This window comes from Bacillus sp. 7_6_55CFAA_CT2 (assembly GCF_000238655.1).
GTDB lineage: Bacteria > Bacillota > Bacilli > Bacillales > Bacillaceae_G > Bacillus_A > Bacillus_A cereus.
In genome coordinates this window covers 408,216-433,427 of the sequence record NZ_JH414709.1, presented here as the reverse complement: position 1 = coordinate 433,427, position 25,212 = coordinate 408,216, and the positions used below count along the sequence as shown (strand labels likewise).

The window sequence follows — 25,212 nt, the reverse complement described above, 5'->3', positions numbered from 1 at the left end:
CATCTCCCTTCATTCAATTACTAGTAAGTTAGAACTAATTTGAAAATCAGCTTCTGTATGTCGTTTTACATCTTCTACTGTGTATGGGCTCATTAATTCTTGTAATATAAGTCCACTCGGAGTTACCTCCATGACTGCCATATCAGTAATAATTAAATCTACACATTTCTTTGAAGTTAATGGCAATGTACACTCTGAAACAATTTTTGCATTTCCGTACTTATCAACATGATTCATCACAACAACGACCCGCTTCGCTTTTTGTGCTAAATCCATTGCTCCACCAATACCTGGAACACGTTTTCCAGGTACAATCCAGTTTGCTAAATCGCCATTTTCACTTACTTGTAATGAACCAAGAATCGTTATGTCTAGCAAACCTTTTCGAATCATCCCAAACGCTGTGCAGCTATCGAAATAACTCGCTCCTGTTATAAGAGAAGTTGGTAAACCTGCTGCATTACACAAATTTTCGTCTTCATTCCCTTTACTTGGCGTTGGTCCCATGCCCACGATTCCATTTTCGGCATGAAACATAACATTTATATCGTCAAGCAAATGATTTGGTACAAGCGATGGTATGCCAATACCTAAATTTACAATCATACCATTTTGTATTTCTTTCGCCGCACGCCTAGCAATCTTATCCCTCACTTCTACGCCCATACCCATTTCCAGTTCACTCCTTCCGACGGTACAATATAATTTACGAAAACACCTGGAACGACAATTTCCTCTGGATCTAAACTTCCAAGCGGGACTATTTCTTCCGTTTCTACAATTGTTATATCCCCAGCCATCGCTACGTGAGGATTCATATTTCGTGCACTTTTGTCAAATACAAGGTTACCAAACGGATCTGCCTTTTTTGCATATACAATTGAAACTTCAGCAGTTAATGCTGTTTCAACTAAGTAGGTCTTACCATTCATTTCAACTGTTCGTTTTCCCTCTTCCACAATCGTATCAACACCAACATCAACTAAAACACCACCAAGACCAACGCCACCAGCGCGAATGCGCTCTGCTAATGTTCCCTGCGGAGAAAACTCAATTTGTAATCTTCCCTCGTTTAGTTGCCTTCCTGCATTTGGATTGGAACCAATGTGAGAAGTAATTAGTGATTTAACTCTTTCATTTGTAACAAGACGACCGATACCTACATCAGGAAATCCAGTGTCATTTCCAATCAAATTTAAATTTGTAACGCCTTTTTCTAAAATTGCCTGTATTAAAGATGGAGGGGATCCAATCCCTCCAAATCCCCCAAACATTAATGTCATATCATCATGGAACAAAGAAATTACTTCCTCAATTTCTTTTAATTTACCGAATGTATTTGTAATAGTTGTCATGCGATACTATGCCCTCCTTTTTGCATCATCTCTTCCACACTTTTAGAGAAAATTGAAAGTAATTCATCTAACTCGGAATATGTAGTTGTCATTGGCGGTGCTACAAGCAGTGCACTATCTTCTTTTCCTGCTTGCCCTGAAACTGCTTGATATAAAAGCAGGCCGTTTTTAGCTGCAACTGAAATAAGCTCTGACGCTTTTGTAAACGGTTGCAATTCTACTCCGATTAGCAACCCTTTTCCGCGCACATCAGCAATGATTGTCGATTGTTGCTGAACTTTCTGTAAGCCTTTTATTAAATACTCTCCCTTTTCTGCTGTTTTTTCAGGAAGATTATGTTTCTCCATATATTCAATAACAGCTAAAGCCGTTGCTGCAGACAATGGATTTGCACTTAACGTATGACCGCTCATTACTGAACGTGATCCACGTAATATTGGTTCCATAACACGATCACTTACAACTGTCGCTGCCATCGGTGTATATCCCGCTCCTAACCCTTTACCAAGTGTCATAATATCCGGCTCTACGCCCCAATGCTCCATCGCAAACCATGCTCCAGTACGACCAAGCCCAGTCATTACTTCATCCGCAATAAATAAAATATCGTAATGATTACAAATCTCTTTAATGACTTTATAATAGTCTTTCGGCGGAACAACCGCGCCTCCAGCTGCTCCGATAATCGGCTCAGCAATAAAAGCAGCAATATGCTCTGCACCAATTCTTTCAATTGATCTTTCTAGTTCAGTCGCACATGCCAGCTGACAAGTTGGATATACCTTTTGAACAGGACATCTGAAACAATATGGAGCTGGTATAGTCGGATAATCTTCCAAAATAGATACGAAACGTTGTCTACGTAGTGGATGCCCAGACATTGATAAAGCACCCATCGTAATACCGTGATAACTCATCCATCTTGATAAAATTTTATGTTTCCCTTGAATACCTCGCTCTTGAAAATGCTGAATTGCAATTTTCATAGCTGTTTCATTCGCTTCCGTACCACTATTTACAAAAAAACTCCAGTTCAAATCTCCTACACTTAAATCACTTAACTTCTTCGCTAATTTTTCAGCTGGTTCACTCGTAAACTGTGATCTATAAACGAAAGCAATCTCCTCAGCTTGCTTTTTAATAACGTCTGCAATCTCCTTTACGCCATGCCCAATACCTGCCGTAATTGCTCCTGACGAACCATCAAAATATTTATTGCCATTTTGATCATACAAATAAACACCTTTTCCATGTGAAATCATTGGATACGGCTGACCAACAAGTGGTTTAATTAAGTAATCGCGCATAGCGCTCCCCCATTTCTCCAATTTGTATATATATATGAAGAAAATTGACGTTTCTTTCATAAAAAAGAATCCTCTGCAAAAGCAGTGAATTTATCAAAAAACTATTATAAAATATACAAATGAGTGCTTAAAAAATTTTATAAAACAGAAAATTCAGAACTAAAAAACCGAAGACCAACCCTTTTCTATACGCCCAAATGACCCTCCTTATATGAAATGAATGCATCACCAAATGTTTTTATAGCATAATGCCAGCTGTCCTTAAATACCGACATTCTGTACACTTCGACGGAACTCCCGTTAAACTCCTTCCTATTATCCTACTTTAAATTGCATATTTTAAAACAAATTTCGACACCCACCTTACTAATCAATTCAGATTCCTATTCATTATGTAAACTTTTCATTTTTAAACTATAAAAAAAGAACCGATTAACCACACTAATCAGTTCGTCATGACGCTCTCTTATGGGTTAATACTGTCAATTGCTAAAATAAATAGAAAAATGAAGTTTACAAATTCATCCTACAGTCTATAACACAAAACCTTTTCATAACTTCATTCACAATTACTATCGGGATATCCCTATCCCGAAGTGGCACTCCTTTCCTCAGATTCAAAGTATCTTTCCTTTATAATTTATGTAGGACAATTATCACTTTGTATGTGTATTTGCCTATAATTAAAAAAATCCCTAGTTTTCTAGCGATTTTTGGACATGTATTCAATATGTTAATTGAAATGCACTTTCAATTTGGCATTTATTTTACTTTCGTACAGTCATATGTACTGCTTTACTCTGTGAAATTCTCGTAAGCACCAGCACCTCTTTATGAAAACATATTTGTTGTCACTTTTTAATTTTCCCTTTATAAAATCATTTTTTTTGCATAACCGCTTTCTTGCTTCGCATATAGTTTTAATGATGACAAAGGAGGAATGTTCATGTCTCAATCTGAAATCGAAAAATATGGACAAGAAGTTACGCAATACGAACAGCTCGCACGTTACTATCAGTTTCGTAACCCTAAAAAATATATAGAATTATATATGAAATATTACGATGCACTATCAAAACTTGTACAGGCGTATGAAACAAGAGAATCACAAGAAGCTGCTTTACCATCACATATAAGAATTTTTCATGCCGATCCAAATATACCGGCGGTTGACATTTTAGTAAACGGACAAAAGGTTATTAAAAATATTTCATTTAAGCAATTCAGCCCTTATTTATCATTAGTGCAAGGTAAATACCGTATAGATATTGTTCCTGTCGGAAATGAAACTCCAATCTTTTCAGCGTTGGTACCAATAATGGGAAATCATACTTATACTCTTGCTGCAATAAATAGTGATAATCACCTACAATTACAACCTATACTTGATAATACACATTTACCAGCTGGTCAAGCAAAAATACGCTTTGCACATTTCTCTCCAGATACCCCTGTTGTAAATGTAGATTTAAAAGATGGAGATCATTTATTTGAAAATGTACTCTTTAAACAAATAACCGATTTTTTGCAAGTTAGCCCTGGTACAGCAGATATTGAAATTTCACTCGCAGATAATAAAAACATTTTATTGACTATACCGAAATTCAATGTTGAACCAAATGTTATTTATACAATTTCAATAGTAGGTTATTCAACTAAAGATCCTAAATTAGAAGCCGTTATACTCACAAATTAAAACAGTCTACACCATTCATTTGGTGTAGACTGTTTATTTTTGAAATGCAATTTGAAATTCTGTCCAATCGTTATCTGATCGACACATAATGGATCCATTATGTTTTTCCACAATTTGTTTACATACAAATAATCCAATACCAGTTCCTAACTTTTTAGTAGTTACAAATGGTTCAAAAATCGTTTCTACATTTTCAGCTGGAATCATTGGTCCATTATTTTTTATCACAATTCGAATAGCTTGATCTTCTTCAAATACATCAATGATAATTTTTCGTTCTTCTTTCATTGATTCAAGAGCATCAATTGAATTCATTAATATGTTTAAAAATACTTGTCTCACTTCACTCCGATAACCAACAAGCGGAATTGGATACGGTAAATTCTTTTCAATCAAAACATTCGCATTGACCAAACTCGGATATAAGAATTGTATAATGTCTTGAAACAAGTCATTAAGCCAAAACCGTTCCGATTCATTCCACATTTCTTTTTTTGATACGAGTAAAAATTGCGAAATACGAAAATTTAATTGATCTAATTCATGCGAAATAATATCTAAATACGATAAACTCGGATGATCTGCCTTTAATAATTTGACAAACCCCATAATGGAAGTAAGCGGATTACGAAATTCATGTACAAAACTAGCTGACATTTGTCCTAAAATCGTCAGTCTTTCTTTATGTGTTTCGTTAATATATTGCTGTTTTTCCTCTAAATTCTTCGATATAATTTCCGAGTATTTTAAAACGGTATAATAAATTAATTTGTCAAAACAAGTATGTATTTTTGCCATAATTGGTTTCAATTCACGAGCGCTAACATCTAATTCACACATCGCTTCGAAAAGTTCATTTCTTCCCACGTTTGCGTTATAAACAAAATCTCCAATATTCGCATCTGCTCCAGCACGTTCAATAGCAATTTTCTCACATAACGGTTGAAGATAATTTATATCTTTATCTTCCATAGTAAGTTCGATAATTAACTCTAGTAAATCCTCTCCATTTTGAACTACTTCTAGTTTAAATGGATCTTTTTCGGAAATTATCATTTTGTTTTTCCAGTTCTCTACGAATTGGTGCCTATTGTTTTTCAAGTGTGAACAAAATATTTCTTTAATATCCTTATCGATTGGAAAAACCTCCATTCCCTCCATTTCCATACGACGAATACCCTTTATATTTTGAATATTAACACAAAAAATACGATTCGTTAATAGATTTTTGTCACATTTTGTTAATTTCTGTTGATAAAATTATTTTTTCTTTCTTATTTAACTAATTGTATGCAAATCCCCTTTTTCCTTCACATATTTTCATTATTTCCGTAGTCAAAACGACTTTTTTTGCATCATTTTTAATTCTTGCGTACAATAGAAAATGAAAGGTGTGAAAAATATGGTAAATAAAAATGTGGAAGATTATCTCCAAGAAGGCATTTACGGCCAAAAGCAAAACAAACCAGAAGAACGTAATATGTATTTAACTACATTACGTGAGCGTGTGGAAATCGCTTTAACGATCGGTCAAGTAATGCAAAGTAATGTATACTCTGAAGTGGCGGGTAGCATGCGCCCTTCTCAATCATTACAACTCCTCCTAAATGGTGGCATTGCTTACCCACATTTATCAAAATACATTAAATTAGCAAACGAAAAAAATGTTCCTTTTACAATTGTTCAAAATAAAGATACAAAAACACCAATCGGTTTAGTATTAACTCATGCTACTGCTGTAGATAAAGAACAAATTTATGTAGAAGATACTATTTTCAAACAAGAAATGAAGTAAAAGTTACACTTAATTAAATAGTTACTAGAAGCGTAAAAAACGAGTATGGAATCGTAAACATTTCCTACTCGTTTTTTAGTGCAAGTTTTAAGTTTTTCTACTTTATTTTTTAATACATACTAATTTCATTTCTGTCATTTCTTCTATTGCATATTTAATTCCTTCACGCCCCGTACCACTTTCTTTCACACCACCATAAGGCATATGATCTACTCTGAACGTTGGGATATCATTAATCATGACACCACCAACCTCTAGCTCATCAATTGCACGCATTGCTTTAACTAAATTATTTGTAAATACACCTGCCTGTAAGCCGTAACGCGAATTATTTACTTGTTCAATCGCTTCATCAAATTCTTTAAATGTATTTACTGTCATGAGTGGGCCGAATACTTCTTGGCACTGCACAGATACATGATCTGGAACATTTGTTAATACAGTCGGTTCAAAAATTCTTGCATCCCGCTTCTTACCACCGCATAAAACAGTTGCTCCTTCCTTAATTGCTTCTTGAACCCACATATCAATTCGCTCTACATCTTTTTTTGAAATTAAAGCTGATACATCCGTTTCCTCAAGCAGTGGATCACCAACAACAACTGATTCCATCGCTTTCTTCAGCTTCGAAAGAAATTCATGCATTTTCGTTTCATGTACAAAAACACGTTGTACGGAAATACAAACTTGTCCATTATTAACAAATGCTCCCCATTTTACACGTTCAATTATTTCATCTGTTAACTCTACATCTTCATCAATGATAACAGCAGCATTTGATCCTAGTTCCAACGTAACTCGTTTTAGCCCAGCCTTTTGTTTTATTCCAATTCCAACTTTTGGACTTCCGGTAAAAGTAATAGAAGCAACGTAATCATTTTTGACGATGGCCTCACCAACCGTGGAGCCAGGGCCAGAAATGATATTTAAAGCTCCATTTGGCAATCCTGCCTCTTCAAATAACTCAACTAATACATAAGATGATAATGGCGTTTGATCAGCTGGCTTTAATACAACTGTATTTCCGGCAGCAATTGCTGGTCCAACTTTATGCGCTACTAAATTTAATGGGAAATTAAATGGTGTAATAGCCCCTATAACCCCAATCGGCTTTCGGATTGTATATGCGATACGCCCATCCGCACCAGGTGCGGCGTCTAATGGCAATGTCTCACCATATATACGCTTCGCTTCTTCAGCTGCAAATTTGTACGTTTGAACAGTACGATCTACTTCTCCCCTTGCAGCACGTATTGGTTTTGCAGCCTCTTTTGCAATAATCTCTGCAAATTCTTCTCTTCTTTCATCCATTTTTTGTGCAACTTTCTCTAAAATAGTCGCACGATCATATGCAGATAATGTATTCATTTTTGTCATTGCATTTTTTGCAGCAGTAACAGCCTCTTTTACATCTTCTTCCGTTCCTTGTGCAATTTCCGCTAATGTTTCTTCAGAATATGGTGCGTACAATGGTTTATACGTGTTTACAGATTTCCAGTCTCCATTTATATATAAATGCTTTTTCATACTTCTTCTCCTTCCAAATATATGTATACAACAATACTTCACCTAGTGAAATGTTTGACTTATGTCATTGTATCATAGCTCCTATCCCTCAAAAAACATTATGCTCAAAAAAACTCTGCTATATAGCAGAGTTTACGAGCTAATTTGCTCTTGTAACGAAATTTGTTTTTCATCTTCTAAAATAACAATCGATTCTACTATCTTTGTAACTTCTAATCTTTTTATATAATGTCCATCTAATTCTTTCACACAAAACTTATAATTTTCAATTTCAATGGAATCCTCTTCAGCAATCTCTATATTCTTCGTTAAAATCCAACCACCGATTGTATCAACACCATCATCATCAATCCCTAAACCAAATAACGTATTTACTTCACTAACAAGTACTTTTCCCTCTAGTATCGTCTTCGTTTCACTAACCTTTTGAATTTCTGGCTGCTCATCCGTATCAAACTCATCCTGAATATCTCCAACAATTTCTTCCAGAATATCTTCAACAGTAACAAGTCCAGATGTTCCACCATATTCATCTATCAATATAGCAATATGTGTTCTTTCTTTTTGCATTTTCAAAAACAAATCATGAATTGGAATAGAATCGATAACTAAAATAATTGGTCTCATATATTGCTCTACTGTCTTCTTATTAACAGCTTTATGTTGTACAAATTCAGTAAAAATATCTTTGAAATTCACAAAACCTATTACGTGGTCTTTGTCGCCATCAACAACTGGATACCTTGTATATTTTTCACGAGACATTTTTTGCAGAGCTTCTTCAGCAGACATCTCTTTACTTATAATATTCATTTCAGTTCGAGGTACCATTATTTCTTTTGCAATGCGATCATCAAATTCAAAAATTTTATTCACATATTTATATTCAGATTGATTAATCTCACCATTTCTATAACTTTCTGAAACTAACAACCGTAATTCTTCTTCTGAATGAACCTCATCATGTCCCTTCGGCGGTTTCAGCCCTAGCAGCTTCGTAATGATTCGAGCTGAACCATTTAATAGCCAAATGAATGGGAATGCAATACGATAAAAGAAAATTAACGGCTTAGAAACAAGTAAACTCACTTGTTCAGATTTTTGAATTGCAAATGTTTTTGGGGCCAATTCACCTATTACAACATGTAAAAAAGTAATTAACAAAAACACTAAAATCACAGCAAAAATGTCTGCTAGTTGAGTAGAGATATTCCAATTTGCAAAAAGCGTATCAAACATTTGCTTTAACGCAGGTTTACCAAACCACCCAATTCCTAAAGCTGTAACAGTAATTCCTAGCTGACAAGCAGATAAATATTCGTCTAAGTTTGTAATGACTGTTTTGACCGATGTTGCACGATTATTTCCTTCTGCAATTAAATAGTCAATTCGTGAACTTCTCACTTTAACAATTGCAAATTCTGCTGCAACGAAAAATGCCGTTAAAGCAATTAAAACAATCACTATACTTATACTATATATGTCCAAATACTTTTCCTTACTTACATTGTAAGCAAGGAAGCCACCTCCTACTTAATTTTATTCAAGTGAAGTAAGCATTCTAATACTCTAACAAAATTCTACATTAGCAACCACCTTTTTATATATTATATGCATACATAAAAAAGATATTTATCATTATGATAATCTAATTCATTTACACTAGTCAAATTATTCTAAATGTTACGATAAAACATTTTTATTTAAACGAACTATTCTTCTCAACTCAATTTCGTGAAAAAACACTTTCTTTGCCGATTCCACACTTCTTTTGTCGCACTAGAAGGGAACTTACTTCATAGCTCGAAATCATTCAACAGGATATATATAGGAGGGATTATTTTGGAATATAAAACACCATTTATCGCAAAGAAATTAGGTGTTAGCCCAAAGGCTGTTGTCCGGATCGCACAACAATTAAATCTTACGATAGAGAAAAACAAATATGGCCACTTTATTTTCACACAAGAGGATGTCGATCAAATGTTAGAACACCATCGATTTCAAATAGAGCAATCTCAAAATTCTCAATCTACTCAAAAGGCTTCCTCAAATGAAGTTGAGGAATTAAAAACTCAAGTTAATACAATTGTTCAAAACATATTACCCAATGATTTTGAGCAATTAGCTGATCAATTAAACACTATTACGAGAAGACTTGATCGAATGGAAGAACAAATGCAAGATAAGGCAAATGATGTCGTCACGTACCAACTTTTACAACACCGTCGTGAAATGGAGGAAATGTTAGAGCGAATTCAAAAGTTAGAAGCTGCCCTAACGAAAGAAGAACCCATTTATATTACTCCTGATTCAAAACCAACATATGAACGAGAAAAGAAACCGAAGCGCCGCAAAATGATTTTTAGTATATTTGGATTATAATTTTTAGACCCTTATTAAAATAATAAGGGTCTTTTTTAATGAAGAGTTATATCCTATACAAATATTATTCTCTTTATTATACATATTCACTTCGCTTTATTTCGTTAACATAATATTTTTACTGTATTCTGCAATTAATGCCTGTGCATGAGCATTCCCTTGAATCACATCACGAAATTCTTTTAAAGAATACAAATGCGTAACCCCTTTTCGAGCATGAATTCTTACTGGTACACCTTGTAAAGTATCATGAAACTGAAAAGGATTATCTATTGGTTCAATTGGAAAACCAAGTGTAAGTAAATACATATACATTCTTTTTGTTACTGCTGCAATGTACCATTCAGCTTTTGTTTCTAACGCATGTATAAATAAAATAGCTGTTAGCCTTTTGAAATGTCCTCTCCCACGAGACGTTTTCGAAATACTTAACTTACCTATTTCATACACATTCTTCAAATCTTTTACTAAATCATTTTTAGAAAACGGATAGAAAAACTCAGAATTTGATTGTTCAGGTATCGTATACTTAATACATTCTACTGTACCAATAGGATGTTCATCTTCTATTAATAAAAATCGTGATGGATTTAAATTACGTTCTACGAACATTAAGTTTCTTTCTTCACAAAAATCTCCCCATAGTTGCTCGAACCCAAAATGTTCTTCCTTTGTTTGAACACGCTGGAACATATTTAACCGCCTTTCCCATCGCCGCTCTGTTTTTGATAACGCTTTCACTATCTATCATATAAGAACAAATCTTCGTATGCAACTAAAAATATTTATGACTTATTATATTCTGCAAAATGAATTAGATTCCAATTTAATCGACTTTTATCCCGCGCTCACATTCCTTTTAATAATACATTTATAGCACTTTTCAAATCTAAATTACATTATGTTTCTTTCCATACAGCATATAATTCTTCTTAATCTAAAGAAATCCTTTATGAAAAAGGATTTCTTTTACTTCTTAATGCTTTTTAACCATTTTTCAAAAATTTGTACCATCCCATGTTTTCCAGCTAATTTCTCTTCCCCTTGTTTCGTCTTATATGGATATAACTGCAAGAAAACACCGCATCCAGACTCAATTTTTTTACTATGCATATGGCTTCCTGGATATACACAAATGACTTCATAAATTGACCTTCGATAATAGACTCGCTTTCCATCCTGTTCTTCTACATACTTTATAGACCAGTACTTATACATTTGCTCAGTTGCTTTCGTATTTCCGACGTGCTGAAAAATATTGTACATTGGACTATACTTCACTTCAATAATAATAGAAGATTTATATACGTATTTCCCATCTTCTTTTACATAACAGTCTAAGCGAATATCTGGCTTCTTCGTATCCTCACCATTGTAAAAATTACTACCTTTACTTAATGCAATAAGAGGATGTGTTTCAATTAAGTCATTAAATGCAACATGCACCTTTATATCCTCTCGTTCTAAAACTACTGTCGTTCCATCTTGTAATCCATCTACATAAAAATGTTCTTGTATTTGTTCACGGATAGAGTTTCTAGCTTCAAAACCAATTTGCTCTAAAATTGAAATAACGATAAAAAAAGCGTAATATTCATACACTAAAAACGTTGGCTTATAAACAAATAATAACGATGGAGATTGATCCGTATATTGCGGGAGTACTTCTAAATGATGTAGTAATTGTTGATGTGGTATCGGTAAATCATGTAAGTTCATGTTACTTGTTTCGGTAACTTCCCTCCAAAACGAAGAATGCATTAACATTTGAAAGTATTGTACATTTTCATGCACAATATGCGCCAATATTTTATATTCTTGTATTTTCATTGAGCTCTTTCGTAAATCGGCTTCTTTTAGTAAATGTATATTTTTATATTTTTGCTTCTCTCTATCAGTTACCGATCCATTACGCTCAATTGTTTGTATAATCGTTTTTACGGCTTGAAACTCTTCTGATTTTTTCTTTTTTCTCTTTCTAAGATTTCAATTGTTTGACGTAAAAAACTTTTTGCTTCAATTAAATAATGATAAAATTGCATCGCTTTATATTTAAGAAATGCATTTTCCTTACTATTTTTTTGTTCCATAAACTTACGATTATAATGTTTGGCATAAGGTTTTCGTTCTGCCACTATAGTTCCTTTTCTTGTTGGCCTTCGCTCTTTTCCTTCCCATTTATATTCATTTATAAATTTTGAGCTTGATTCTATTTTCTTAAAGATTTGCTTTATCATTTTCATTTTTTGGGGTAACTTTCTAAGTAACACTAAATAAGAAGAATCCTCAATATCGCTAAGTGCAGAGAAGGTCTTTTTATAGTAACCTCTATCCAAAATCAACTCATTTAAAATTGACTTCACATAGTCTTGAATCATTTCAAATTGATCATCAAAAAAGTTTTTCGGTACGATTTGAAATGCGCCATAATACGTTGTCTCTTCTATACGCACTTCAAAATGGTATAAACCACAACGCCATGGATAAAAGAATTCTGTTTTCCCATGTTCATATATTAATACTCTTTGTTTTTTTTCATTTATTTCATATTGAGCCTCTTTTATATTTTTCTGTCCCTCATATACTTTATTCCATATAAAAGTAATATTCATTGGAATTTCATAATTGTACTGCAATCTTATTGGTTTTAATTCTTGTACTTTATAAATACATTGAACTAATGCTGTAGTAGATGTACAAAGACGATTTAATAAAATATAATCTCCTTTCCCCTCATTTCCAATGATTAACTTTAATACAAAAGGGAGCGTTTCATTCGTATCAACGATTTTTGTTTCGTAACGCCCTTCATTTTGCATATCCATACAGCTCCAGTTCTCTACGTTTTTCTCGTATATATGCTAAAGAGTGTTCAAATGTAGATACTCTGTTTGCAAGTGCAGATTGCAAAAGAGGTACTAAGGTCGCCCCCCTTTTTGCTTCTTCAGAAAGTAAAGGCCCAACCATCATTTCGGTCCCTCTGATTTTCGTCAATACACGTTGCTTTATTTGTAAATCAAACCCCTCTTCTCTACTGATCATATAGGTATGATTATTTTGGAACGGTATGTTTTGCAAATAAGTCGCAATTGCATTTGCACATCGGAAAGAAATTCCCTTAGACGCGTCATGTGATGACAATACGACATGCAACTTATCTAATAGCTCTAATTCTTCTTCAGAAAACACTTCAATCATCGCTTTATTTCTCATCCAATTTATCCGAAATTCTCCCGCTGTTACTTTCAAAGGTGGATGTAATACGACTTTCCCCTGTTCCATGTCCATCTCACAAAACGGAATTTTCTGTAACGTTATTAGGTTCGTTCGATCTAATAATCGATCAGAGAGCTCTTTTGTTGTTTCATCAAAATTCACAGTACCTACAAATATAATATTTTCTCCAATTTCAATTGTTGATGGAATTGAATTCTCTATGTCCTGTACACCCTCATACAAGTTTAAAATACGATTTTTTGTTTCAAGTTCAAGAACAGATAGAAACGGAGTAAACCAATGCTCAATATAAGACATGTTCATTTCATCAAAAACGATTATATACAGTTGATTGGGATTTTCTTTCGCCTTCATTAACGTTCTAACTAACTTCGTTTCACTTTCAATAAAAGTACCATTTGGATGAAGGTAACCAAGTAAATCATGTGGTTCTTGATACGATGGCGAAATCGGAATCCAAACCAACTCTTCCCCATACTGTAACCCTAATGCTTCTGCATAAGTTTGCACAAACCGTGATTTCCCAACGCCCGGTATACCACCAAGAATCGTTAACATATTTGTTTTTACACTTATATGGAAATTATAAATATCCGTTTCATCCAAATATAACCCTTTATTATGCACCATACTTTGTACATACTGTAAAAAAGACGATTCACGCTCATCCCATTCCCATTCATCTTTTTGTACTTTTATATCCTCTACTTCAACTAGCTTACCTTCTTCATGCATTCGTTTTTTTAATTGCTCATACACATAATCACTTACAAAATATAATTGATCTTCTACCGCTATTTCTACATACTTCGTCCAGTCACTGCAGTTTATATATTTACATTCACGTTTCTGTTCAAAATAGGCGATTGAGCTAATTGATGACTTTAGGGATATGTTTCCGTAAAGTCTTCCATCGTGCCACAATAATTCGGGAGGCTCAAAGTCTTTCGGAAATTTTGGCATAAGAAATGATAAATAACCGTTGCTAAGTTTTCGTTCTAAAGATTCTCTTTTTTTATTATTTGTAACTTTAGGTGCCGGAATCATTTTATAGCTGCTTGCTATTTCTTTCGGTTCTTCTGTACATATTAACTCCACGTATACATTTCCTCTTTCATAATAAAGACGAAACATTACTAGTTGCTTTTCTAATTTCCTCTTCTTTAATTCCGAAAAGATTTTTTCATTCTTTTTATTGCTACATAACCCTTCAAATACATATGGTTCATTTGTAAATTGTTCCTGTAAAGTGAATGGTATTGGCGATAAGCATTGTACAAAGAAATTCTCTCCACTCTTCTCTTTCTCAGCTTTTGTAAATTTCCCTAAAAATCTCATATAGTACATTCGTTTTATAAAACTTGGCTGAAGAGCTTTATGTAATTTCACCTTAGTCACCTTCTTTTTTCATACTATTCTTAGTGTATGAAAGAAACGAAAAACTAGAAATAAAAAACCTGACGTTATCCGCCAGGTTCAAAATAAAAACTTATATTAATGAGAAGGAAATGCTTTTTTCTCTTGTAAAATTGCATTATGAGCAATTTTCATTTTCGCAAGTACGTAACGTAATCGATCTTCAGCGTTTTCATCTTTACTTATTTGTAATTCCGCCAAATTTTCAACAGAACTTGCTAAATTTTCAATGACTCCTCTCAGTTCAGGATGATGATTAAAAAAAGATTCTTGCACTAATACTTTCCTTAACTCACTAGCTAAATCAATTATTCTAGACAACTGTTCTTTTTTTTCCATTCTCATCCCTCCTGAATATCTTATGTAGTAAATATTCTCTAAACAAAGAAAAAAGCCCTTTAAATAAAAAGGACTTTTTACATTTTTATATTTCCAGTTAATAACATATATATGGATGTGATAGCCGCAACAATAATTGCCCACATCACATATTTCTCTGCACCTACAAAGCAACGGTTCCCTTGTTCTTTTCTTGCAAACGTGTAAACAATAATTCCAATTCCATACACAATTGAAACGAGTAGTAAATTCTTTAAACCAGCTGCATAAAGAAGCCATACAGAGTAAATAGAAGCAATTAAAGCCAACGCTCCGTTTTTTAATTTTGCGTCTTTTAGCTCGTTTGTAATGACTAATTTAAATTGGAATAACGCTGATAATAAATATGGTAATAAAATTGATGTTGATGCAATGAAATACATAATTTGATATGTTGATTCCGAAAACAAAACGATGATAAATATAATTTGGGCAACACCATTTGAAATCCATAATGCCATGTGCGGTGTTTGCTTTTTATTTGTTTTCGTAAAGACTTTCGGAAATACGCCATCTTTTCCTGCTACATGAGAAATTTCAGAAACAAGTAAAAACCAGCCAATTAATGTACCGACAAGTGAAGCAACTAATCCGATGTTAATCGCAACTGCACCCCATGGACCAACAACGTGCTCTAATACATGTCCCATTGACGGAGTTTCTAACACAGAAAGTTCGCCTCTTGTCATAGCTCCCATTGACAGGACAGAAATTAAAATATAAATGGACATTACTAAAATAAGTCCCAATACTGTTGCCTTACCAACATCTCGACTATTCTTCGCTCTTCCAGATAATACAACCGCTCCTTCAACTCCAATGAAAACCCAAAGTGTTACAAGCATTGTATTTTTCACTTGACCAAGTATAGCGGAAAGTGAGATCGTTCCTTCTCCCCAAAAATCATGTGTAAATGTGTCCCAGCGAAAGGCTGTTACCATTACAACAATAAATAAAACGATTGGAACTAACTTCCCTATTGTTGCGATAACATTCATAATAGAAGCTTCACGGATCCCAAATAAAATTAGAAAATGAAGTGTCCATAATAAAAGTGATGCCCCAACGATAGACGCAACATTATTTCCTCCTTTGAAAATTGGAAAGAAATAACCTAATGTACTAAACAGTAACATAATTGTTGCGACATTACCTAAGATTCCTGCTAGCCAATATCCCCAAGCACTATTAAATCCAATATATTCACCAAAACCAGCACGTGCATAACTATAAATTCCACCTTCAAGTTCCGGTTTTTGTCTTGCTAACGTTTGATATACGAGCGCAAGGGGAATCATTCCCATCGCTGTAATACACCAGCCAATTATTATTGCACCACTGTTTGCTCCTACTGCTAAATCATGCGGTAAACTAAAAACACCGCCACCAACCATTGTTCCAACTACTAATGCGATTAATGGAAAAAATCCTAACTTCTTTTCTATTTGTACCACCCCATCTGTCATTCTAGGTGTTATGTTCGTTCAACTATTAAAGTCACCTTTTTCTCTAATAGACGTTTCTCTTATATTTTTTCAGGAAAACATTACTTATTCTAAAAGAAAATGAGCAAAAATGGAATACTTTTTTGAAAAAATGTATAAGTATGCACAAAAAAACCGCTCATTTTGTAATGAACGGTCATTTCAAACATATAAATTTGTATATTTTTGTAAATTTAACGAAGTAAATTCTCTTTTTGTAAAAATTGTTTTGCGACTTCTTCACTACTTTTACCATTTACGTTAACTTCATAATTCATTTTTCGCATTTCTTCATCTGTAATCTTTCCAGATAATTTATTTAATACCTTTTCAAGTTCAGGATATTTCTGTAACGTTTCTTTTCTTAATAATGGTGCTCCTTGATAAGGTGGGAATAACCCTTTATCATCTTTTAGCACTTTCAGTCCGTATTGCTCCAATTCACTATCTGTTGAATATGCATCAATTACGTTAACATCTCCAGATTCAATTGCGCTATAACGCAGCTTCGGCTCCATCGTTTTAACATTCGAGAACTTATAGTTATATAATTTTTGCATTCCTTTATAACCATCTTCACGATCAGCAAATTCCAATGTAAATCCTACTTTGGCTTCCTGCGCAACATTCCCTAAATCAGAAATTGTATTTATATTCTTTTGATCTGCTATTTTTTTCGGCATGGCTAGTGCATATGTATTGTTATACTCCATTGGCTTCAACATAATCATATTATATTTCTTTTCCATTCCAACGCGAGCCTGCTCATATACTTCATCACGATTTGTACTCTTTGGTTCTTCTTTCACGAAAGTAGATAAAGCTGTTCCTGAAAATTCTGGGTATATATCTACTTCCCCTGATTTCAACGCTTCAAATACAAATGCTGTTTTCCCAAGACCTGGTTTTAATTGTACGTGTAAATCTGTATCTTGTTCAATAAGCTGCTTATACATTTGAATTAAAATTTCAGGTTCTGATCCAAGTTTGCCCGCAATAACAATATCTTTCTTTTCGGTACTCCAAAGAAGTGGAGAAGCAATCATTATACAAACAATACATATCGTCAATATAACACGCTTAGAAGAGCGTTTCGGTCGTTCAAGTATGCGAAGTACTATATCAAAGAATAAAGCGAGTAACGCGGCTGGTACGGCCCCTAAAATGATAAGTGCATGATCATTTCGATCTATACCTAATAATATAAGCTTACCGAGCCCACCAGCACCAATGAGAGCTGCTAATGTAGCCGTTCCAACAATTAATACCATCGCTGTACGAATACCGGCCATAATAATAGGCAATGCAAGAGGAAGTTCTACCTTCCACAATCTTCTCCAACTATTCATCCCCATAGCTTTCGCGGCTTCTATTAGAGATTCATCTAATTCCCTTATTCCTGTATATGTATTTCGTAAAATAGGTAATAGTGCATACACAACTAATGCGATAATCGCTGGAAGTTTTCCGATTCCTACTAACGGAATTAAGAGTCCAAGCAATGCAAGTGATGGCACTGTCTGCATTACTGCAGAAGTTCCTATTATAAATTCAGCCATTCGTTCTTTTCTTGTTAATAAGATGCCAAGTGGCACTGCTATAATTACTGCAAAAAATAATGAAATAAGCGATATTTGTAAATGCTCACTTAATGCAGTTAGTAATTCTATTTTTCGTTCTTGGAACGTTTGTATAAAATTAGTCACTGTTTAGCCTCTTTCCTTCATTTGTTCAACAATGTAATTGACAATATGACGACTTGTTAACGCTCCAATATATTGACCGTTTTCTTCAACTGGAACGACCTCTTCATCACGCACACGAACTAGTGCTTCTTGTAAGGAAGAATGTAATGATAGCGCCTGCCCTTCTAATTGCACACTTTGATCAAGTGGCAATACATCTGCTACACTTTTCCCCTCATACCAAGTTCGCCCATGATTTCCAATGAACTCCTCTACAAATTCATTTTTCGGATTATGTATAATTCCTTCTGGTGTATCTAGTTGAACAACTTTTCCTTCTTTCATAATACAAATGCGATCTCCAAGTGATAATGCTTCTTGCATATCATGTGTTACGAACACGATTGTTTTTTGAATCTTTTTTTGCAACTGTACAATATCCTTCTGAAGCTGTTCCCTACTTAATGGATCTAACGCACTAAATGGTTCATCCATAAGAACGATTTTCGGGTTTGCGGCTAATGCTCGCACGACACCGACACGTTGTTTTTGTCCTCCTGACAATTCATCAGGCATACGATCTCGATATATATCCGGCTCTAATCCAACCATATGTAACAAGTCATCGACGCGTGCTTTAATTTCTTTTTTGCTCCATTGCCTCATTTCAGGAACAACTGCAATATTTTCAGCGATTGTCATATGAGGAAACAAAGCAATCTGTTGCAACACGTATCCTATATCCCAACGTAATTCGTTTATATTATATTGTTGAATATCTTTTCCATCGATTAAAATCGATCCTTCAGTCGTTTCGATTAAACGATTAATCATCTTCATTGTCGTGGTTTTCCCGCAACCACTCGGACCGATAAGAACAAAAAATTCTCCCTTTTTAATTTCTAAATGCAATGAATCCACTGCTTTCGTGCCATCTTCATACGATTTTGACACATGATTAAATTGAATCACAAATACAACTCCTTTACTGTTGTTTCCTTTATTTTGATGGAATATGGCATTCATTTCAAATGATACGCTTTTAAATTAAAAAAGAGCTCACATTTGAGCTCTAACGGTCGAACAATATTGTTTTCATAATAGCAGCATATTCGCGAACATACATTTTTCTCTTAGAACGAATTGGTGTTTCAGCAGCTAGTGCCTCCATCTTCATGCCTAAACGCTTTGCAATTATTTTCGTTCGATATAAATGATACGTATTACTTACAACTACCGCATGTTTCACATTATATAAATCCATACTAAACTTTAAGTTTTCATACGTATTTGTAGATTGATCTTCTATTAAAATACGACTCTCATCTATACCGCGCGCCATTAAATAGTTTCTCATGCTGTGAGCTTCCGGTATATCTTCATCTTCTCCTTGACCACCTGAAACAATTACTTTCGCTTCAGGATGGGAAAATAAATACTCCAACGCTACATCCAAACGATTTTGAAGAGATAAAGACGGTCTATCTCCAAATAACTTTGCACCCAGTATAAGAACGTACGGAGAGTGATAGCTCAACTTTTCACGAGCAACTTTGTTCATTCTAAACGTCATATAAATGATGTATAGTGGCGGTAATAATAAAATGATAAGAAAGATCCATTTGTTCATAAATAAGTTTGCACTCCCTTTCTTTTTATTATACAGAAAAAGAAAGGGCGGCAGAAGTGTTTTTTTAAACGATTGATTTATTAGAAACATTCGCCGCTACTTTACGTTGTGATAGTACATAATAAATAGCGATTCCTAATGAGAAGATCAATATGCAGCTTAATACGTAAAACGGAAGCATTACTCCGGCTTTAGATACACCCGCTGTAAACAGCATTAATAATACAATTCGTATTCCAGTACCAATTAGGCGAAATAAGCTGTCTACACGTCCCATTACTTCGTTTGGAATTTCCTCCATCATCAATACATTTCTCGCCACTCTTGTACCCGCATTTCCAACTGCTTGAAAAATTGCAAGTCCATATAAGAAAATTACGGAAGGTTCAATAATCATTGCGGTAATTGAAATTACATAAATGAACATCGTCATAACGATTGAAACTTCTGTTTTTACATATTTCATTATGAGTGGAATACAGATTCCTGCAACAACCGCTCCGACACCGTACATCATCCCCTCTATTGCGTATACAGAGGCATTGGCTTTAAGTATATCTGAAATATAAACTGGTATTAAATAATTTGCCATCATAACACCTATAAACGGCATATAAGTGGCCAGTAAGAACCAAAAGAGCTTAGGACGTTTTTTCATAAAGTGAATTCCTTCAAACAATTGCTTCTTAAATGTTATTTTTCTTTTCACTTCTTTTTTCTTTACGTACGGTATACATAAGAAAAGAAAAAATGCTCCAGCAAAAGTTAACATGTCTACTAACAAAATCCACTTCAAAGATACAATTTCAATTAAGAAGCTCGCGGCCGCTCCAGAAATAACTTGTGTTAACTGTCCTTGTATTTCCATCGTTCCACTTAAACTTTTATAATGTTCTGCTTGAAATATCTCTTGGTTGAACGCAAATATTGTAGGATAAAATAATAAATAGTAGAATGATCCGGCTATATAAATAAGAATATAGTGAATAGAATGATAAGGTTGCCCAGCAAATCCCCATATAGCCATTATTCCGATTACGGCTATTCCGATTCCTTCGTTACATAGCAATAAAGATTTTCTTGAAAAACGATCAATACTTTGCCCAATGAATGGTGTTAATAAAAACATAATGAGGGTTGCAATGATAGAAACATAACCAAATGTTGTCTCTCCTCCACTCTCTTTAATTAACAGCCAAGGAATCGTTATCATAACAATTCCGGAACCAATAGCAGATAGACTATTGGCTCCTAGAATGTAATACAAGCGAGAATCATGATAAAGTGAGGACATATCACTCCACTCCTAGTTGTTTTTTCACCTCTTTATATACGCTCATATATGCTTTTAATTCTTTAACTACATCATGAATTAATGGTTTTGCATCTTCCCCAAGTTCACCATCTTGCACATGTAATCCATCAAGCACAACTTGTTTTGGAATTGCATTTGCATAAACACCTCTAGCGACCGTTCGCATGCTGTTTAATGCATTTATTCCACCTTTACCGCCACCAGCAACCGCTAACAATGCAACTGGTTTATGAATAAATTCACTACTACTTAAGTAATCTAAAGAGTTTTTCAGCGCACCGCTCATCGCATTATGATATTCTGGTGTACATAATACAACCCCATCCGCAGCTTTCACTAACGTTTTTAATTTTTTTACTGCCTCTAAATCACGTTGCGACTCTTCTCCATTGTATAAAGGTAACTCCTCAATTGCTAAATCATATAATTCCCCTTCAAATTGATCCGCAATATATTTTGCCACCACGCGAGTTCTACCAAATTTTCTTGGTGTACCGTTAATAACGACTAGTTTCATGATTATTTCTCCCCTTTGTTTTCAAGTTCTACTTATATATTATCAGAAATTTCTATACAAAATACAATATAAAGAGTTAACTTGTTTCATAAAATAGTATGATAAACAAAAAAGAACTCATACTTTCGTATGAGTTTCGTACAATTACTTTGTTTCATCTCTCATGCTCAATGTACCTAAACTTTCATTTGCTTCAAAATGATTATATGCTTTTTCCGCTAATCTTTTCCGTTCTTCTGGTAATTCTATATATTTCATTACGTTTTCAATTATTTTTTCGTACGGAGTAAATACAATTCCTGGCCACTCTACCTCATCTTCTGGATTACTATTTTCGGAAATAATAAATTTCTTATTCGCGACTGCATAAGACACGCGAGGTGTTTCAAGAATTCCTGATAAGTAAAAATGAATATTTAATATAATTTTAGCTCTAGCAATCAATTCATTTCTAACAATTCCCCACGCATTATTTTTAAAAACTATATTTAAATTCGGGGCAATCGCTTTTAGATGATCAAAAATAGCTTGTCGCCTCGGATTAAGAGCACCTATAAACAGAATATCAATATCTTCAATAATCTCATCTTCAAACGCATCTTTTTTTATTTCCAAAGTTGGAGCATAGTTCATTTCTACATGTTTTATTTCTTTTCCTACCCCTTTTTGTTGAAGCCATTCTATATTTTGTTTACTATAATCCCAAATCACTCTATCTTTTAATAATATTAAATAAAGGGGATGCGCATATGGACTTCCTTCGTATAGCTGTTCTAAATTATAAATAATTGCATCTTTAGGAAGAAGATTCGGGTTATATGCGTATGTATGTGCTCCAAAAACAACTGTATTCTTTGCATTTTCCAGTATTGTTTCTGATATAATTACTGTATTTCCCTCCTGCTCCAACCGCCACTTTAAAGCTCGCGCAACATCTATGAAACTACCGTATGTCTTTGGGCATATAAAAAGACAATAATCATATTCTTTATTCAAATAAACTTCCATTAATCTTAAATTATTTTTATATAAATCTACATCTGGATGTTTAAGTACCAACTCATTTGCATGTTTTCTTGCTACTTTATATAATCCAGCATAATAAGCAGCGATGCATCTTCTTAATTCGATTCTTTCCCGGTCCTCATCTAATACATCCATGTTTAAAAGAAGATTTGCGATACAATACGCTTTTAAATGATCACGATCATAATAGTAGTCTAGTAGTGGCATCAATTCTTCATACGTATTTCCATGCACCGATTCTCCTAGTTCAATCGCCCATCGCATTAATTCCATGATTACTCCACTACTCCTTTAATCGAAAATGTATTTAATAAAATTTCGCATTATTCTCTACTATATTTGCTATATGAAATGGAATCTTTTCCTTTATCGATTCCAAATACTTTTGCGATACCGCCCCTAAATGTTTTTTATGAGGTATATAGAAAGCACTAATAGAAATTTCATAGTCAAATAAGTAATCATACACATGATAATCTACAAATAGTAGATCATCCTTTGGAAAAGGAATTTCCTTCCCTTGCAGAGCATACATCAAAGCAATATTGTTTTGAGATCGTAATCGATACAACCTTGCAAGTTGGTATAATGGTTCAGCCCGGGTTGGTCTATATTCCCACGCTTTTTGAAAATAAAAAACAGCTAATGCTAAATATTGCTCTTCTTGCCCTTTAACAGTTTCTTTTTCATCAGCATCTGTCACTTCATTTTGTTTATTTGCTGAACGATTTGCTAACTGCTCATAACAAAATCCTATTCGCAATAACGAATAGAATACCTCTTCAACCCATCCTCCTGCTTCCACTCGTTTTTTATACCATTTAATTGAATTCTCAAATTGACTTAAATGAAAATAAGTCTGAGCTAAATAAAATAAATATCTTATATGCAAATCTGGCGTTGTTTCTGGGTCGTTTATTCCTTGTAACAACAACCTCTCATCTCTTTCAAATTTATCAGCTTTGCTCCCGCCATCTCCGGGATCATTCACGACAAGAGTCTCTAACCGAGCTACCCTCGTATTGTAATTCGCTCCAACTTTTGAACGATCTATATCCCAATACTCATGAGTAACACCGACAGATTTCCATGGTAAAGAAGCTTTTAAAAGACGCGTAAGCCAATATTTAATATGAACATCATATTGTAATGTAAGATAATGATCTTCCGTTAAGCTCGTTTTATCGAAATTCGGATCAACCTCTAAAATCATATCCGCATCTAATATTAATAAATAATCTGCTTCTGGGTATGTTTTTTGCGCTAACGAAACAGCTAAGCTTCTGTTATAACCAAAGTTTTTAAACGGCTCATGATGAACCGTCCCAGGTATCTCATTTTCCTTACACCAATTTTCAATAATTTCAGGCGTATTATCCGTCGATCCAGTATCACAAATAGAAACAAAGTCTACAATTGATTTTGTTGCATTTAAACATCTTTCCATAATTCTAGACTCATTTTTGACGATCATACAAAGACATAACTTTTTTTCTTCCTTTACAGACTTCACTTGCTCATTTCCCATTTAACCACCTCATATTTTATTAACACGCTCTTCTCATATGTAACAACATTTCTTAGCTATACTGATGACATAAGCACCCTTTTACTATTTATGAAAACTTCATTTTATTTATTCTTACTTTTATGTTGGGACATATTTCATGCAGCGCTTTATATTTGATACAATCAATACAAAAAACATAATGCGGGAATCCGTACATTACAAAGTCTAAGAGGAGGTTATATTTTGTTGGATTACATTTGGCTAGATGACAAATCACCAATTTTAGAACAACTACCAAACACCTTTAAATCTGCAGCTATATTGCTACACCCTTTTGTCCAAATGCCTTTAGGATGGGAAAAGTCTGTGAGAAAAAGACCATATGAGCACATCTATCCTAGCGCTGAAGAAATCATTCATAATGGGAAATCCGTTTCTTGGAAGGAAATGATGTCTTATAGTGGATTACATTCATACGCAGAATTAGCAATAGCCATGTTGACTTCCATTGGTGCTTTTACAGAAGAATATAAAAGAGAGGATTTAGCTGAAAAGCTATATTCAAACTTAAAAAAAGATCTTTATTATCCAACAGAAGATTATACGTCTATATTTTTATTACATAAATTACTTAAACTCCTCGGTTCTAAAGGTGCAAAAAATTTATATTTCTCTGAACCGATTCTTGATACAAACGGATTATTAGCGGTAGATAATACTACTCCATTAGATATTTGGGACATTAGCAATAATGAGTTAATTATTACTGGCGAAGATAATGAGTATGCGTTTATGAGTATATTTGATTCCTTTACAACCTTATTATTAGCTAAAGAAGAAAATATAGAATATATTGTTCATTCAATGAACGTTGAAGCTGTCATTTGTGACAAAAAAACAATGATTAATTGGTATTTTTAAATTAGTAGTTTCTTTAAAACTATAAAAA

The 25,212-nt window shown here is 33.9% G+C and carries 20 protein-coding genes and 2 pseudogenes; 4 read left to right on the top strand and 18 right to left on the bottom strand.

Translation table 11 applies throughout. From position 1 onward, the window contains the following. Positions 1 to 9 precede the first annotated feature (9 nt). From HMPREF1014_RS11310 to HMPREF1014_RS11300, 3 genes are read right to left on the bottom strand one after another with little or no spacing between them, the layout of a single operon-like run. Positions 10 to 672 carry a CoA transferase subunit B gene (locus tag HMPREF1014_RS11310; protein WP_000525264.1) on the bottom strand — a complete coding sequence of 221 codons (663 nt, stop codon included), beginning with the start codon at positions 670 to 672 and terminating at the stop codon, positions 10 to 12. Continuing rightward, on the bottom strand, positions 657 to 1,355 hold the full coding sequence (atoD, locus tag HMPREF1014_RS11305) for an acetate CoA-transferase subunit alpha (protein ID WP_000208108.1): 699 nt from the start codon (positions 1,353 to 1,355) through the stop codon (positions 657 to 659). Before atoD ends, HMPREF1014_RS11310 begins: the two co-directional genes overlap by 16 nt. After that, complete coding sequence (locus tag HMPREF1014_RS11300; RefSeq protein ID WP_001205884.1) at positions 1,352 to 2,662, bottom strand: aspartate aminotransferase family protein; 1,311 nt, start codon at positions 2,660 to 2,662, stop codon at positions 1,352 to 1,354. Before HMPREF1014_RS11300 ends, atoD begins: the two co-directional genes overlap by 4 nt. 946 nt (positions 2,663 to 3,608) lie before the next feature. Between HMPREF1014_RS11300 and HMPREF1014_RS11295 the strand changes: the two genes are divergently transcribed. Next, positions 3,609 to 4,358, top strand: coding sequence for a DUF4397 domain-containing protein (locus HMPREF1014_RS11295; RefSeq protein WP_000083287.1), 750 nt, complete (start codon positions 3,609 to 3,611; stop codon positions 4,356 to 4,358). A gap of 33 nt (positions 4,359 to 4,391) precedes the next feature. On the opposite strand, the gene HMPREF1014_RS11290 is transcribed toward HMPREF1014_RS11295, so the two are convergent. Further along, positions 4,392 to 5,525 (bottom strand): BA2291 family sporulation histidine kinase, encoded by a 1,134-nt coding sequence (locus HMPREF1014_RS11290; protein WP_000425086.1) that lies wholly within the window; start codon positions 5,523 to 5,525, stop codon positions 4,392 to 4,394. A gap of 235 nt (positions 5,526 to 5,760) precedes the next feature. Between HMPREF1014_RS11290 and HMPREF1014_RS11285 the strand changes: the two genes are divergently transcribed. Further along, positions 5,761 to 6,153 carry a YueI family protein gene (locus tag HMPREF1014_RS11285; RefSeq protein WP_000247557.1) on the top strand — a complete coding sequence of 131 codons (393 nt, stop codon included), beginning with the start codon at positions 5,761 to 5,763 and terminating at the stop codon, positions 6,151 to 6,153. A 102-nt stretch (positions 6,154 to 6,255) separates the two neighbouring features. On the opposite strand, the gene HMPREF1014_RS11280 is transcribed toward HMPREF1014_RS11285, so the two are convergent. Continuing rightward, the gene (locus tag HMPREF1014_RS11280) at positions 6,256 to 7,680 is read right to left on the bottom strand and encodes an aldehyde dehydrogenase family protein (protein WP_000716463.1); all 1,425 of its coding nucleotides are present in this window, start codon (positions 7,678 to 7,680) and stop codon (positions 6,256 to 6,258) included. 132 nt (positions 7,681 to 7,812) lie between these two features. Next, positions 7,813 to 9,168 carry a hemolysin family protein gene (locus tag HMPREF1014_RS11275; RefSeq protein WP_000356251.1) on the bottom strand — a complete coding sequence of 452 codons (1,356 nt, stop codon included), beginning with the start codon at positions 9,166 to 9,168 and terminating at the stop codon, positions 7,813 to 7,815. 354 nt (positions 9,169 to 9,522) lie between these two features. Between HMPREF1014_RS11275 and racA the strand changes: the two genes are divergently transcribed. Beyond that, a complete protein-coding gene (racA, locus tag HMPREF1014_RS11270; protein WP_000456021.1) occupies positions 9,523 to 10,065 on the top strand; it encodes a chromosome-anchoring protein RacA in 543 nt (180 codons plus the stop codon). Between the two features lie 96 nt (positions 10,066 to 10,161). On the opposite strand, the gene HMPREF1014_RS11265 is transcribed toward racA, so the two are convergent. The 12 genes and pseudogenes from HMPREF1014_RS11265 to HMPREF1014_RS11210 all read right to left on the bottom strand — a co-directional run bounded on the left by HMPREF1014_RS11265 (position 10,162) and on the right by HMPREF1014_RS11210 (position 24,281). Continuing rightward, positions 10,162 to 10,758, bottom strand: a complete 597-nt coding sequence (locus HMPREF1014_RS11265; RefSeq protein ID WP_000487794.1) for a hypothetical protein — start codon at positions 10,756 to 10,758, stop codon at positions 10,162 to 10,164. Between the two features lie 276 nt (positions 10,759 to 11,034). Beyond that, positions 11,035 to 12,884, bottom strand: a pseudogene (locus HMPREF1014_RS11260) (hypothetical protein). Further along, positions 12,874 to 14,691, bottom strand: a complete 1,818-nt coding sequence (locus HMPREF1014_RS11255; protein ID WP_000766199.1) for a DUF8727 domain-containing protein — start codon at positions 14,689 to 14,691, stop codon at positions 12,874 to 12,876. Before HMPREF1014_RS11255 ends, HMPREF1014_RS11260 begins: the two are co-directional and overlap by 11 nt. A 105-nt stretch (positions 14,692 to 14,796) precedes the next feature. After that, positions 14,797 to 15,057: a hypothetical protein gene (locus tag HMPREF1014_RS11250; RefSeq protein WP_000412089.1), complete on the bottom strand. Its 261-nt coding sequence runs from the start codon at positions 15,055 to 15,057 to the stop codon at positions 14,797 to 14,799. A gap of 77 nt (positions 15,058 to 15,134) precedes the next feature. Next, positions 15,135 to 16,562: a basic amino acid/polyamine antiporter gene (locus HMPREF1014_RS11245; protein ID WP_000129444.1), complete on the bottom strand. Its 1,428-nt coding sequence runs from the start codon at positions 16,560 to 16,562 to the stop codon at positions 15,135 to 15,137. Between the two features lie 212 nt (positions 16,563 to 16,774). After that, positions 16,775 to 18,286: an ABC transporter permease/substrate-binding protein gene (locus HMPREF1014_RS11240; protein WP_000181018.1), complete on the bottom strand. Its 1,512-nt coding sequence runs from the start codon at positions 18,284 to 18,286 to the stop codon at positions 16,775 to 16,777. A 3-nt stretch (positions 18,287 to 18,289) separates the two neighbouring features. After that, positions 18,290 to 19,237, bottom strand: coding sequence for an ABC transporter ATP-binding protein (locus HMPREF1014_RS11235; RefSeq protein WP_000614082.1), 948 nt, complete (start codon positions 19,235 to 19,237; stop codon positions 18,290 to 18,292). A gap of 100 nt (positions 19,238 to 19,337) precedes the next feature. Further along, positions 19,338 to 19,895: a YdcF family protein gene (locus tag HMPREF1014_RS11230; protein WP_001987388.1), complete on the bottom strand. Its 558-nt coding sequence runs from the start codon at positions 19,893 to 19,895 to the stop codon at positions 19,338 to 19,340. A 64-nt stretch (positions 19,896 to 19,959) separates the two neighbouring features. Continuing rightward, positions 19,960 to 21,189 (bottom strand): MFS transporter, encoded by a 1,230-nt coding sequence (locus tag HMPREF1014_RS11225; protein ID WP_000097153.1) that lies wholly within the window; start codon positions 21,187 to 21,189, stop codon positions 19,960 to 19,962. 1 nt (position 21,190) lies between these two features. Continuing rightward, entirely contained in the window at positions 21,191 to 21,727 is a 537-nt protein-coding gene (locus tag HMPREF1014_RS11220) for an NADPH-dependent FMN reductase (RefSeq protein ID WP_000780355.1), read from the bottom strand. A gap of 144 nt (positions 21,728 to 21,871) precedes the next feature. Beyond that, positions 21,872 to 23,026: a CgeB family protein gene (locus HMPREF1014_RS11215; RefSeq protein WP_000422325.1), complete on the bottom strand. Its 1,155-nt coding sequence runs from the start codon at positions 23,024 to 23,026 to the stop codon at positions 21,872 to 21,874. A 34-nt stretch (positions 23,027 to 23,060) separates the two neighbouring features. After that, the gene (locus tag HMPREF1014_RS11210; protein ID WP_000526219.1) at positions 23,061 to 24,281 is read right to left on the bottom strand and encodes a glycosyltransferase; all 1,221 of its coding nucleotides are present in this window, start codon (positions 24,279 to 24,281) and stop codon (positions 23,061 to 23,063) included. Positions 24,282 to 24,420: 139 nt separating this feature from the next. Between HMPREF1014_RS11210 and HMPREF1014_RS11205 the strand changes: the two are divergent. Next, positions 24,421 to 25,184, top strand: a pseudogene (locus tag HMPREF1014_RS11205) (DUF2711 family protein). Positions 25,185 to 25,212: the final 28 nt, after the last annotated feature.